Annotated in this window: 12 protein-coding genes; 3 read left to right on the top strand and 9 right to left on the bottom strand. The window is 44.5% G+C overall.

The features are described 5' to 3' along the window. Positions 1-168: 168 nt before the first annotated feature. The 4 genes from murA to GB992_RS09995 form a co-directional block, all read right to left on the bottom strand. On the bottom strand, positions 169-1,452 hold the full coding sequence (gene murA / locus GB992_RS10010) for a UDP-N-acetylglucosamine 1-carboxyvinyltransferase (RefSeq protein ID WP_161002314.1): 1,284 nt from the start codon (positions 1,450-1,452) through the stop codon (positions 169-171). Positions 1,453-1,838: 386 nt separating this feature from the next. Then, positions 1,839-3,452, bottom strand: coding sequence for a CTP synthase (gene pyrG / locus GB992_RS10005; protein ID WP_161002313.1), 1,614 nt, complete (start codon positions 3,450-3,452; stop codon positions 1,839-1,841). Positions 3,453-3,662: 210 nt separating this feature from the next. Continuing rightward, positions 3,663-4,259, bottom strand: coding sequence for a DNA-directed RNA polymerase subunit delta (rpoE, locus tag GB992_RS10000; RefSeq protein WP_161002312.1), 597 nt, complete (start codon positions 4,257-4,259; stop codon positions 3,663-3,665). Positions 4,260-4,303: 44 nt separating this feature from the next. Beyond that, complete coding sequence (locus tag GB992_RS09995; protein ID WP_161002311.1) at positions 4,304-4,735, bottom strand: DUF1934 family protein; 432 nt, start codon at positions 4,733-4,735, stop codon at positions 4,304-4,306. A 302-nt stretch (positions 4,736-5,037) separates the two neighbouring features. Here GB992_RS09995 and GB992_RS09990 point away from each other — a divergent pair, with 302 nt between their 5' ends. The 3 genes from GB992_RS09990 to yidA all read left to right on the top strand — a co-directional run bounded on the left by GB992_RS09990 (position 5,038) and on the right by yidA (position 8,097). Then, complete coding sequence (locus GB992_RS09990; RefSeq protein ID WP_161002310.1) at positions 5,038-5,862, top strand: lipoate--protein ligase family protein; 825 nt, start codon at positions 5,038-5,040, stop codon at positions 5,860-5,862. Positions 5,863-5,924: 62 nt separating this feature from the next. Beyond that, a complete protein-coding gene (locus GB992_RS09985) occupies positions 5,925-7,298 on the top strand; it encodes an HD domain-containing protein (protein ID WP_017260511.1) in 1,374 nt (457 codons plus the stop codon). Beyond that, positions 7,288-8,097: a sugar-phosphatase gene (gene yidA / locus GB992_RS09980; RefSeq protein ID WP_161002309.1), complete on the top strand. Its 810-nt coding sequence runs from the start codon at positions 7,288-7,290 to the stop codon at positions 8,095-8,097. Before GB992_RS09985 ends, yidA begins: the two co-directional genes overlap by 11 nt. Positions 8,098-8,643: 546 nt before the next feature. Here yidA and GB992_RS09975 read toward each other — a convergent pair. The 5 genes from GB992_RS09975 to purR all read right to left on the bottom strand — a co-directional run bounded on the left by GB992_RS09975 (position 8,644) and on the right by purR (position 13,739). Then, positions 8,644-9,012 carry a DUF3899 domain-containing protein gene (locus GB992_RS09975; RefSeq protein ID WP_161002308.1) on the bottom strand — a complete coding sequence of 123 codons (369 nt, stop codon included), beginning with the start codon at positions 9,010-9,012 and terminating at the stop codon, positions 8,644-8,646. A gap of 100 nt (positions 9,013-9,112) precedes the next feature. Further along, on the bottom strand, positions 9,113-10,066 hold the full coding sequence (locus tag GB992_RS09970; protein WP_161002307.1) for a hypothetical protein: 954 nt from the start codon (positions 10,064-10,066) through the stop codon (positions 9,113-9,115). Positions 10,067-10,429: 363 nt separating this feature from the next. Next, entirely contained in the window at positions 10,430-11,416 is a 987-nt protein-coding gene (locus tag GB992_RS09965; RefSeq protein ID WP_017260515.1) for a ribose-phosphate diphosphokinase, read from the bottom strand. 91 nt (positions 11,417-11,507) lie between these two features. Next, complete coding sequence (gene glmU / locus GB992_RS09960) at positions 11,508-12,890, bottom strand: bifunctional UDP-N-acetylglucosamine diphosphorylase/glucosamine-1-phosphate N-acetyltransferase GlmU (RefSeq protein WP_161002306.1); 1,383 nt, start codon at positions 12,888-12,890, stop codon at positions 11,508-11,510. 12 nt (positions 12,891-12,902) lie between these two features. After that, complete coding sequence (purR, locus tag GB992_RS09955) at positions 12,903-13,739, bottom strand: pur operon repressor (RefSeq protein ID WP_017260517.1); 837 nt, start codon at positions 13,737-13,739, stop codon at positions 12,903-12,905. Positions 13,740-13,745 lie beyond the last annotated feature (6 nt).

Below are 13,745 nucleotides of genomic sequence, written 5' to 3'. Positions count from 1 at the left end.
AGCGTATGCGCAAGTCGACGACAATAATAATTGTGAGTTGGTTTGACTCAATAATTTATAATTGTAGCAAACAAATCCGCGTTTGAACGATGCAATCGTTGTTCAAGATTGTCATTAACAAACTTGTAAAAACAACGACCGGACGTCTTTAACGAAGCCAATATCGGCCTAGTATTCGAAAACACCTGCATCTGTATCTTCAATGATCTGTATATGACCGCCAAGTGCCTTAAGCTTATCGGAAATGCGATCATAACCACGCAAAATATTTTCTGCATTAGTAATGGTTGTACGTCCTTCAGCCATTAAGGCAGCGATTACCAATGAAGCCCCTGCGCGAATTTCGCCGGCAGCGACAATGGTCCCAGTTAAATCATCACAGTGGTTGACAACAATCATGTTGTTTTCCAACCGAATGTTTTCGCCCATTCGGTTAAGTTCAGGAATGTGCTTTGTTCGCTCAGGATAGATAGTGTCGATAATGATGCTGGCACCATCTGCCCGACCCATCAGCGGTGTGATCGGTTGCTGCAAATCAGTTGCAAAACCAGGATAAGGCATGGTTTTAACCTGAATTGGCTTAAGCTTTTCGGATTTATGCACATAAATACTGTCTTCACTGATGTCCATCTTGACGCCCATTTCGATTAACTTAGCGGTGAAAGCCTCCAAGTGTTCAGGAATGACGTTTTGAATGTTAACACCTGCGCCAACTGCAGCCGCCATCGATAAGTACGTACCTGCTTCGATACGGTCAGGAATAATCGTATGGGTGTTAGTCGCCTTTAATTGTGACACACCCTCGATTCGAATAACATCTGTCCCGGCACCGCGCACCTTAGCGCCCATGTTGTTTAAGAACGTTGCCAAATCGATGATTTCTGGTTCCTTAGCGGCATTTTCGATCACCGTTAAACCATCAGCTTTTACGGCAGCCAAAATGATGTTCATCGTAGCGCCGACAGACACGATGTCTAAGAATACACGTGCGCCGTGAAGACCCTTGCTGGCATCAATATGAACAGAATCGTCAATCTCGGTAACTTCTGCACCTAAGGCCTTAAAGCCCTTGATGTGTTGATCGATTGGTCGAGGGCCGATATTGTCACCACCGGGAAACGATACAGTGGCCCGTCTAAAACGACCCAGTAAGGCTCCCATAAAGTAATAAGACGCACGCAAACTCTTAATTGCCTTACCTGGTAAAACATTTTCTTCGATATGCGTTGGATCAATATCCAGCACACCATTTTCAAAGTGTGATGAAACGTTCATTGATTCGAGGATGGCCATCAAGTTATGTACATCCAAAATGTCCGGAACAGAATCAAATTGAACCGGGGTATCAGCCAGGATAGCAGCGGGAATTAGTGCAACCGTACTGTTTTTGGCGCCGCCAATAGTAATTTCGCCTGACAGTGGGTTGCCTCCTTGGATGATCATCGATTTCATGCGTTATTCCTCTTTCATTCATGCAACTAATTCGTATTGAGATTTACCATGGCTCAACCATAAAGGGAGCACAATTATCTTCCATACTAATGAACGAATGGCAAAAAGACAACACTGTTTCTGGCTTCTCAGTATATTTTTAGAAACTTTTTCATTACTGCTTAATCATTTACCAGTCAAATCGTTTAATAATTGCCTGTTTAACGGCATTCTGGTTCCACTGTTGACTTAAATGGAAACATCTAGAAAAATTGTGCAAAATAAAAAGTTTGTTAAGGACGTATCTGTCCCTCAACAAACTTTCTCGAAGTGCTGTGCCTATCTGGCACTATCGGTTTTTCGTAATCTACATTGTCAGATTGCCTGCACTTTTAGTTGCCTACTACTTACTGACGGGCAATGTGTTCATCATCAGCAGCCTTCACAAACGCCTTGAACAATCCTTCAGGACGGTTTGGCCGTGACAAGAATTCTGGGTGGTATTGTGCGGCAACAAAGAACTTGTTGCTTGGTAATTCAACCACTTCTACCAAACGATTATCAGGTGACGTCCCAGAGAATACCAGACCCTTGGCGGCTAACTGGTCGCGGAACTTGTTATTGAACTCATAACGGTGACGATGACGTTCGGAAATCACTTCTTCGTTGTTATAAGCTGAGGCAGCCAAAGTACCTGGCTTCAACTTGCACGGGTAAGCGCCTAACCGTTGTGTACCACCAAGATCATCGATGTTTTCTTGATCAGGCATTAAATCAATAACTGGGTATGGTGTGTCTGCATTAATTTCCGTTGAGTTAGCATCTTTCAGGCCAACCACGTCACGGGCAAACTCAACACAAGCCATCTGCATCCCCAGACAAATGCCCAAGTACGGAATGTCATGTTCACGTGCATACTTGATGGCCAAAATCTTACCTTCAATACCACGATTACCGAAACCGCCAGGAACTAGAATGCCATCTGCTTCAGCCAAAACGGAATCGACGTTATCTGCGTTAATTTCTTCTGAGTTAAAATGATTAATTTTAACATCAGCATCAACAACATAGCCGGCTGACTTTAGGGCTTCGTTGACAGAGATATAAGCATCTTGTAGGTCAGTGTATTTCCCAACCAAATCAATGGTGATCGTCTTGTGCAAGTTTTGAACATGTTGTTCAAGCTTACGCCATTCACTCATGTCTGCTTCCGGAGCGGACAACTTAAAGTGGTTTAAGACAATGTCGTCCATATGTTGGTCTTGTAAAGCCAATGGCACCGTGTAAACTGTCGGCACATCCATCGATTCAACAACAGCTTCAGGATCAACATCACAGAATGACGCAATCTTATTCCGCATCGTTTGGGTGATGTGCTTTTCCGTCCGGACAACCAACATGTTTGGCTGAATGCCTAAACCACGCAGTTCCTTAACACTGTGTTGTGTTGGCTTGGTCTTCATTTCACCAGCAGCCCGCAGATAAGGAATCAAAGTTGTGTGAATGTAGAAAACATTGTCACTACCAACATCAGTCTTCATCTGACGTAGGGCCTCAATAAATGGTAAGGATTCAATGTCACCCACCGTACCACCAATTTCTGTGATCACTACGTCCGCGTCAGTCGTTTGACCAGCACGCATGATCTTTTCCTTAATTGCGTTAGTGATATGCGGAATAACTTGAACCGTCGCGCCAAGGTAGTCTCCATGACGTTCTTTTTGTAGAACTTCTTGATAAATTTTCCCCGTCGTGACGTTTGAGTATTTATTCAGGTTAATGTCGATAAATCGTTCGTAGTGGCCTAAATCAAGGTCCGTTTCGGTCCCATCATTTGTCACAAACACTTCACCGTGTTGGTATGGGCTCATCGTTCCTGGGTCAACATTGATGTAAGGATCAAACTTTTGAATCGTAACCTTGAGCCCACGGTTCTTTAACAAACGGCCTAAGGACGCAGCAACGATCCCTTTCCCAATTGACGAAACCACACCACCGGTGACAAAAATGTATTTGGTCATCTAAATAAACGCTCCTTTTGTTTTTTCGGGGAAGCCTTAAACAAAGAAAAAGCCCCCAATTCATCTGAATTGGGAGCAACTAAAGTCTTCATTAACGTGCCCGTTCTTCTGAACGGTGCCCAAAAAATATAATACCGACTTCAAGTCATAACGTCAAGGATTTTATCCGGTAATTTTATTACTGGCTCGAACGAACAAACGACGCGTTAGTTATTCGTCGTCATCATCGTTTTCTTCATCCTCATCGTCGTCATCATCTTCATCACTTAACTCTGCTAATTGACCTTCGATACCATCTGGCAAGTCTTCTTCGGTAGCCTGATTTTCAGCATCGTCATCATCGCTGTCCTCATCGTTATCTTGAGTGTCAGCACCATCAACATCGTCATCAGAATCTTGACCAAAGTCATCGTCTTCAGGATCATCATCATCGTAGTCGATAACATCATCGTCGTCGGCAGCGTCAGCCAGAAAGGCATTAACCTTACGGCGTTTCTTACGCTTTGGCTGATCCTCGTCTTCTTCACCATTAATAGTGGCTTCATCGATGGAGTCAAACGCGTACCAAGTACGGAGTCCCCATGTGTTGTCACCAAGTGAAATGAAACTACCGTCGACATTTAGGTCCGTATAGAATTGTGCAAAACGATCACGAATTTCTTCGTCACTTTTGCCCAAGTACTGTTGTACCTGGTTAGTTAAGTCGGCAAAGCCCATGGCTTCTCCGTGTTGTGAGAGAATTGCGTGCGCAACCTCAATCATCGACAATTCTTTCTTATTTTGACCTTCGAAAATTTTAAGTTCCAAAATCAGGCCCGTCCTTTCGAGAGTGTACATCTTATCATAAGGTCTTAAGCTGTAAAATGCAATCTAATTTGATAATCACCGATTAATTGTTCGCCGGCCAACAACTGGTAATCGATGGCAATTCGGCCTGCCGATAAATCATCACTCAACCTGACACTAAGATCAGTTGTTGCAACTTCGACGGCCATAACCCCATAAGGCGTCCGATATTGAGTCGTGACTGCCTTTCCGGTTAGGAAATGAAATTTTAGACCATTTTCACCAGAACGCGTCAAGACTACATCGTTTTCACCATTCAGCTTAAACGTCACTGGCGTCGACTGACCATTGTCATCTTCAACATAACGTAAATAAATGTTGTCATTCACAATCACCAAGCGGCCTGGCAAATCAAAGTCAAATTGCTCGGTGTCATCATCTTGTGTAATGTTGGTCAATAAATGAACGGTGACAGCCTGTTCAAATTGTTGTGCCACAAATCTACCTCCCAGTGTTATTTGAAATTTTCCATAAAACGCATTGAATGTCAGTAAGAAATTATAACGCTTTTTAGATAAATTACCATTAATGAAACCTTGGTCCTTTTCATTTTGAAAATTGGGCTCAATGGCTTTCAATAATGCAGACCCCAGCGCGATTCGGTATAATGAAAGCAGTTGCGTTTAGCTATTCTTATAAATGAGATCGATATAGATAATAAATTAGCAAACGGACTCACTAATATGAGCCCATTCATTTCGTTTGCAATCCACAAAACGTTAAGAAATCAGGTGATTACATGATTGACGCACTTGCTCTTGCGCCGACAACAATGTTACTGTCGCAGCATTTCAAACAAGCTGACGGCTTAGCGACATTTTCAAACATGAATGTGCTACTTAGTCTTATTGAACATGAAAATCAGCCCTTACTCCACTTCTGGTTACTCGACAACACGGTGATCATGGGGCTTCGCGACGCTGATGTGCCGCATTTGTCTGCTGCTCACAAAGTGCTCACAGATCATGGTTACAGCGGATTCATCCGTAATTCCGGTGGGTTAGCTGTGGTAGCTGACGCCGGTGTTCTCAACATCAGCCTTTTTTTCCCACCCAGTTTGGTCAAACTAGGCGTCGATGATGCGTATGAACAAATGAAGTTACTTGTTGATCGGGCATTTCCTGAACTCCCCATTGATGCTGGCGAAGTCGCTCGTTCCTACTGTCCAGGCACCTACGACCTGAGTGTAAATGGGCATAAGATTGCCGGCATGTCTCAACGACGCCGAAATGGTGGCACCGTCATTATGTTATATCTGAGCGTGAATGGTAACCAAAATGCCCGTGCTCAATTAATTCACGATTTCTACACCGTGGGGTTGGGCCACGAAGAAAATAAATGGGATTTCCCTGATGTCGATCCTGGCACCATGATGAACGTTGGCGACTTGTTGCCACAATCGTTAACTATTGAAGCAGCCCGTCAACGCTTTATTGACGCGGCACAGCAAAGTGGCACACATCTTGCTAAACAGCACTTGACCACGCTTATGCAAGAACCAGAATTTGGTGCTCACCTAGATTTTGAAGCCAAACGGTTGAGTCAGCATCAACCTAGCTTTTAAGGTTGCTACCACGGTCATAGGAAAAGTGAGTCGTATCCGTCACATATTTCAAGGAGGATTTAATGGATTATCGTCATCAGTTATTACCACGTGAAAAAGTATTCCGCGATCCCGTTCACAATTATATCGCCGTTTCTTACCAAGTCATTTTGGATTTGATTGACACTAAAGAATTTCAGCGTTTGCGACGTGTCAAACAACTGGGTGTGACCGAAGAGGTTTTTCACGGGGCAGAACACAGTCGCTTTGGACATTCCTTAGGCGTATACGAAATTGCGCGACGAATCTGTGATAACTTTGAACACGACTATCCGTCGCAAACACCTGGAGACGGTCTGTGGGACGACCACGAGCGACTCGTTACGCTATGTGCGGCACTCTTGCACGATATTGGACACGGGGCTTACTCACATACGTTTGAACACATTTTTCACACGGACCACGAAGCAATTACTGCACAAATTCTAACTTCCCCCACTACCGAGGTCAACGCAGTGCTCAAACGGGTGTCGCCAGAATTTCCACAACAAGTTGCCAGCGTCATTCAACATACGTATCCTAACCCGCAAGTTGTTCAAATCATTTCCAGTCAATTGGACGCAGATCGAATGGATTATCTGTTACGCGACGCCTACTATACCGGTGCTGACTACGGTCGTTTCGACCTCACTCGTGTACTACGCGTGATGCGGCCCTACAAAGACGGGATTGCGTTTGATATTGACGGAATGCACGCTGTCGAAGATTACATTCTCAGCCGTTTTCAAATGTATCAACAAGTATACTTTCACCCTGTCTCCCGTGCCATGGAAGTCATTTTGGATCACCTGTTGTTGCGTGCTAAGGACCGTTATGACAACCAACCCGTTCGTGAAGACGGATTTCGTCCCTTACTGCTCGAACCATTCTTTAACCACGATTGGACGCTGGCTGACTACTTAAAATTAGATGATGGCGTACTTAACACTTACTTCCTACACTGGGCTGACAGTGACGACGCCGTGTTGTCGGACTTAGCCAATCGTTTCCTAAATCGCCGGCCCTTTAAATCTGTGGAATATACGAGTGAAACGGAAGATTTGCTGACGATTCTACGCGCCAAAATTGAAACGGCCGGCTATAACGTCAAGTATTACACTGCCACAAACGACAGTTACGATCTGCCATACAATGCAAACAGTCGCCAGACTCGCAAACCTGCTGCCGAAATTCAATTGATGAAAAGTGACGGCTCCACCATTGAGTTATCATCACTGAGCCCGTTAGTTGCCGCCATTACTGGTCGTGAATTGGGTGATCAGCGTTTCTTCTTCCCTCGGGAAATGTTGACCAAAGACGCAGAAAATGATTTATTTAGCCCAATTTATATTGAATTTCAAAATTACATTCATAATGATCAACTTATTCACCCTCAAGGAGAATCCCATGACAATTAAAATGATTGCCATCGACATTGATGGCACGCTACTAAATGAAAAGAGTTCACTGAACCCAGCTACAATTACAGCCGTTCAGGCAGCTCGTGATGCCGGTATCAAAGTTGTCCTATGTACTGGTCGCCCACTGACGGGTGTTCAAGATTACTTGGACCAACTTGGGCTCAGTGGTGATGACCAGTACGTCATTACTTTTAACGGTGCATTAGCACAAACAATCAGTGGCAAAATTCTCGTTCGCCACACATTGAATTACGACCAGTACCGTCAGTTACAAACTCTAAGTGAAACGCTTGAAACACACTTTCACGTAGAAACCGAATCACACATTTATACGGCTAACAAAAACATCAGTCCTTACACTATCGGCGAAGCCTTCTTAGTAAAAATGCCGATCCGCTACCGTGCCGTTGAAGAAATGCCAACTGACATCACATTATCTAAGGCAATGTTCATCGACGACCCAAAGATTATCAGCAGCGCGGTCGAAAAACTGCCTGACTATGTCAAACAAGACTTTTACTTTGTCCGTAGTGAACCCTACTTTCTTGAAGCCATGAACAAAGCAGCTTCTAAAGGCAATGCCATCACTGGATTAGCAAGTGATTTGGGTTTTTCAATGGATGAAGTTATGGCTTTGGGCGACCAAGGCAACGACCTTTCCATGATCAAGGCCGCTGGTTGGGGTGTTGCAATGGGCAATGCCATCGACGAAGTTAAGGAAGCTGCCCAGGCTGTCACACTGACCAACAAAGAAGACGGTGTCGCCGCCGCGATCAACAAATACGCACTAAATTAATCAGACCAATTTAATCTAAAACGCACTGCATTCCTGTTTTAAGAAATTGCAGTGCGTTTTGTTATGTTTGTACCGTTACGCGGACCAGAAACGCCGTTCCGTGGGATCAGTCTCAGCATCCTAAACCCAGAGTCTTTAACCTTGATTATGAGCCGAAAAACAAGTCTCATAAGTCATCCCGCAACACTAAGCGGCCAAATTCCTGCCGCTAAATGTTGCCGACACGAAACTCTGTTTCTGATCCGCTCCACTCTTCTCACAATTAGTTCTTATCTCAATTAGTCTTTGGCTCGCAGTCAAGCCACTGTCCTGTCAAAAAAAGTTGCCACAATATCATCTGGAAGGCGTCAACAGTGATACCGAGCCGTGAAGGTAACGTTAATTCGAGTGGCCTTCTCGAATTTAGGTTACGGACGGTCCGTAAAGACTCGGCTCCTCACGAGGCTTTGCGGCGAGGTGAAAGACTCCGAACTTTGGGGGCTTGAACCGGTCCCACGGTGAGCGTGTCACTGTTGACAACTGGAAAAGATTGCTACAGTGGAGCGCTCAGAGCGTGACTACAACGGCGATGATAATGAGAATGGCACCGTCGATCCAGAGCCACCGATTCCAATCTGAAAAACGCAGTGGTTCGTTCTTTTTAACGGCAATATCACGCGTGTTCATCTTAGGCTCAGGTTTCTTATCTGCCTTTTCCTTATATGTTTGCTTACGGCGTCTGCGAAATCCAGCAAACAGATGCGCATGGCTCAATTGCATCACCACACCAATAACAATCAGCGCCAACCCAATCATAAAAAATATATCAGACAGTTTAACTAATGAAACGCCATTGGTCCATGCAATACCACCAATAATGACACAGACGATTAAGCCAATCGCTGACCAGGCGGCAGGTCGTTGTTTTTGTCGCATCCTTTTTTCTCCAAACTAATCTTTGTGATAAATTCCGTTGTAACTAAAAATACCGCAAATATCTGCGGTATTAAAGTCCAAATTATATTTTAGCCAATCACTAATGGTTTGACTGCGTCGTTGAAGTACTGTTGTCAGTTGTTGGTGTGTTAACCGTGTTAGCCCCACCATTGCCAGCATCAGCCCCAGAAAAGACGGTTGTTACTTCTTTGTTTGCTGGTGTGTAAGTGTAAACACCGGCCAGATTGCTGATGTTTGCATCAGGAGCTTGGGTCCGAACGTCGATTTGGTAAGTGCCATTCCCGTTGTTAATAACGGTGTATTGACGACTGCCATTTGTCTCGTTGTAACCCATCTGGCTTCTAAAGTTCGACAGAACCCCATTCGCGGAGGTCGCAGTTGTGACGCTACCCTTCGTCGTACTGTTACTGTTCGATACGGGCTGTTGCGTTGTTTCACCGCTTGTCTTCGATACCGGAGAAACGCTACTCTGCCCGTTTGCATTGCCGGTAACTTGACTAACTTGTTGGCTATTAGCTACACGACTGCTGTCTTGTTGACCGCTCGTAGCAACAGTGCCTGAAGCAACTTTGCTCAAACTGGTTTGAGTTGCGTTACCCTTAACAGAGCTGCTCTGAACGGAACCGCTTTGAACTGAGCTACCCTGAATTGAATTTTCTTGAACAGAACTACTTGGTACTACACTACTTTGAACGCTACTAGTCTGCGCCGAACTCGTCGATGCGGTGCTTACATTAGATGATGTCGTGTCCGAATCAGAAACAGCACTAGTCTCGGAAGCGGATGAACTTGTCCCCGTTACGGCTAATGAAGACTGATCACTAGAAAAACTGGTTGTAGCAGGTGCGACCGTTGTAACATTCGACGTCCGTGTAGGAACCTTTACGTCGCTCTTACGACTGCTACGAACACTATCTGAATGATGCCCCTCGCTGACTGTCGTCGCAGAAGTACTTGCACAAGCAGTCAACAGAACCGTACTGACCAAAATTACACTACCTGTCATCATTTTCTTAAATGTTTGAATGCTCATTTTATGTACCCCCGCTCTGACACGTTTCAAATCTCCTGTGCCTTTTGATACTTAAATTATATCACTTGTAACAAAAATTACGTGATTATGTCATTATTGTTACATATCGAAAGAAAAGCTTAATAACTTCAACATTTTATGATATAGACGGTGAAATGATGGGATTGGAACATAAAAAGCCAATTTAACGTTTAGTAAAAGTGCCGCAACTGCGATCCAGAACGCAGTCTTTCACCCGTCCGACACAAAACGACGTTCATGGAAAAAGACCATGAACGTCGTTTTTTAGCTGAGCAAGCCAGTTCTGTTACATCTTGCTCTCATTTATTCGAAGCTAACTAAATTAATTTGTCTAATCGAAAATCAGTTGTTACGCCCATCCCGGTGAAAACGAGTCCGGAACAACGGGCTAACAGCCTTGTTTTCATTAATCCGGCGAATTGCATCCCCAACCAGTGGTGCAATGGACACTTGCACTAACTTGTCGAAATGTTTCTCTTCTGGCAAGTTAATTGAGTCGGTCACAACCACTTGTTTGAATGGTGATGCTTTCAAACGGTCAACCGCTGGGCCAGACAACACAGCGTGTGAACAACAAGCGTAAACTTCTTCTGCACCCGCATCCATCAATGCCTTGGCGCCCAAAGTAATCGTGCCGGCCGTATCAATCATGTCATCAATCATGATACATTTTTTACCCTTAACATCACCGATAATGTTCATGATTTCAGCCACGTTGGCACGAGGGCGACGTTTGTCAATGATTGCAATCGGTGCTTTAAGGAACTCTGCCAAGGCACGCGCACGCGTCACCCCACCATGATCTGGCGAAACCACCACTGCATGTTCAGCAATGTGATTCGTAATGAAATAGTCAGCTAACAATGGTGCTGCCATCATGTGGTCAACTGGAATATCAAAGAATCCCTGAATTTGAGCAGCGTGCAGATCCAATGCCAGTAACCGAGTCGCACCAGCTTTTTCAAGCATATCTGCGACCAACTTAGCGGTGATAGGTTCACGTGAACGGGCCTTGCGATCCTGACGAGCGTAACCATAGTAAGGAACAACCAAATTGATTGTATTAGCACTGGCACGACGTAGCGCATCAATCATAATCAACAATTCCATCAAATTATCGTTAACGGGCGCTGATGTGGACTGAATCAAATAAACGTTGTCCCCACGCACACTTTCTTCGATATTAATGCGAATTTCACCATCACTGAAACGATCCACAGAAGTTTTACCTAATTCAACACCAACTTCATTAGCAATTTTTTCTGCCAATGGTCGGTTTGAATTCAGGGCAAAAATCTTCAGTTTGGGGTCAAAATATTGAGTTGACATGTTCCCTCCACAAAGGATAATTAAATTTTTTCATACTCATTTGTTATAGCTTAATGGTACTCATTAACTGACTTTGACGCAACTATCCGCACTATTTGTCTTCCGGTTTATGCGGTAATTTTGACCAGTAACCCGGCTTGTTAGTTTGACGTTCACGGGCGATTGCCATGTCATGCCGGGCAACATCCTTTGTAATCGTTGAACCAGCGGCAATGAATGAATGATCTGCGACGTTTAACGGTGCAACCAAATTGGAATTACTGCCAATGAAGCTGTGGTCACCCACAATAGATTCATGTTTGCCAACACCATCGTAGTTAACAAACACAACGCCACAGCCGACATTAATATCCGTTCCTAATTGAGCATTCCCGACATAGGTCAAGTGACCCACTTTAGTCCGTGCACCAATAGTCGCTTTCTTAATCTCAACAAAGTTGCCCAGGTGAACGTTTTCACCAATATGAGCATCTGGACGCAAGTGACTCATTGGGCCAATATCAGAGCCATCAGCCATGTCACTATCTTCAATGAATGAGGAGGTAACCGTGACACCATCGTGAATCACACTATTACGAATTTCGGAATTGGCGCCAATCATACAATCCTCGCCAATGACCGTGTGCCCCTTTAACTGAACATTCGGTTCAATAATAGTGTCAGCACCAATCTTAACGTCCACATCGACATACGTGTGATCTGGATCGATAAAGGTCACACCATTTGCCATATGTTCGTCATTGATGCGGCGTTGCATAACTTTTGTCGCGGTTGCCAAAGCTTTGCGGTCATTAACACCCATTGATTCACTGAAATCACTCATGCGGTAAGCGCCGACCCGTTGACCAGCTGCCTTTAAAATCTCGATGACATCAGTTAGGTAATACTCACCTTGTGCATTGTCGTTTTTAACTTGGTGAAGTGCATTAAATAAGGCCTTGTTGTCAAAAACATACACACCAGTATTAATTTCCTTAACAGCCTGTTCTTCTGATGTAGCGTCCTTTTGTTCCACAATCTTTTCTACGAGCCCAATATCATTTCGGATAATCCGGCCGTAACCGGTCGGGTTGGGCGCAATCGATGTCAGAATTGTGCCGACATCGCCCTTTGCTTCGTGGTAATCAAACAGTTTTTGAAGTGTTTCAGCCCGAAACAACGGTGTATCACCACTGACAATCAGTGTGACACCATCAACGTCGCCTAGTAATGGTGCCGTTTGTAATACGGCATGACCTGTACCCAATTGTTCTTTTTGCATTGCGTATTGCGTGCGGTCACCCAATTGTTTGCGAACGTCATCTGCTCCATAGCCAACAATCGTCACGATCCGATCCATGTTAGTCGATTCAACCTGAGTCAACACGTGATCGACCATTGTTTTACCACAAACCCGGTGTAAAACCTTGTATAGCTTCGATTTCATGCGGGTTCCTTTACCAGCCGCAAGAATAATGGTATTTCTCGAACTCATTGAAAAACTTACCTACCTTTCATTGCCAAACACACGGTGCATATAGTTCCCCGGTGTGGCCCGAATTGGTTCCGATTCACTTTGTAATGTTTCAACATGCAGTAATGATGTAAAGTTTTCAGATTGACGTTCGCCATTAAAGCGGCCTTCACCAAACACGGTGATCCCAGCAACCTCACAATCCAGTTCACGAACTAAGCTAGCAAGACCAGAAATGGTACCGCCGCCTTTAACAAAGTCATCCACAATCAATACTCGTGAACCAGCTGGCAGAGCACGTTTGGAAATCTGCATTTTTTCGATGGCCGTTGATGAGCCAGACACATAGTTCACACTGACCGTGGCGCCATCCGTGATGGCCCCATCTTGACGAGCAATGACAAACGGCACGTTCAATTGTTCTGCGACGGCCTGAGCTATCGGAATCCCCTTCACAGAAACCGTCAATACCATATCGATGGTTTGGTTCATATATTGAGTCGCAATCAAACGACCGATCTGGCGAAGGACTTCTGGTTTGCCTAATAAATCAGATAAGTAAACATAGCCACCAGGCATTACCCGATGGGAGTCCGAAACTTCTTTACATAAATAATCGATGTATTCAGAAGCATCTTCCTTCAGGATATACGGAATGAACCGAGCACCACCCGCAGCACCGGGCAGAGTTTCTAACAAACCGGTTCCACGTTCCTGAAAGGTTCGTTTTAAAATGGTTAAATCTTCACTAATCGATGACTTGGCTGACTCGTAACGCTCAGCAAAAAAGGACAACGAAACCAGTGTCCGTGGTCGTTCCAATAAGAAGCGCGTCATGTCAATCAATCGATCTGATCGTCTAACTTTCACGTTTAG

It is taken from the genome of Furfurilactobacillus milii (genome assembly GCF_009863985.1).
Classification (GTDB): Bacteria; Bacillota; Bacilli; order Lactobacillales; family Lactobacillaceae; genus Furfurilactobacillus; species Furfurilactobacillus milii_A.
The sequence above is the reverse complement of the archived record's forward strand: the minus strand, read 5'-3'. Positions and strand labels throughout refer to the sequence as shown.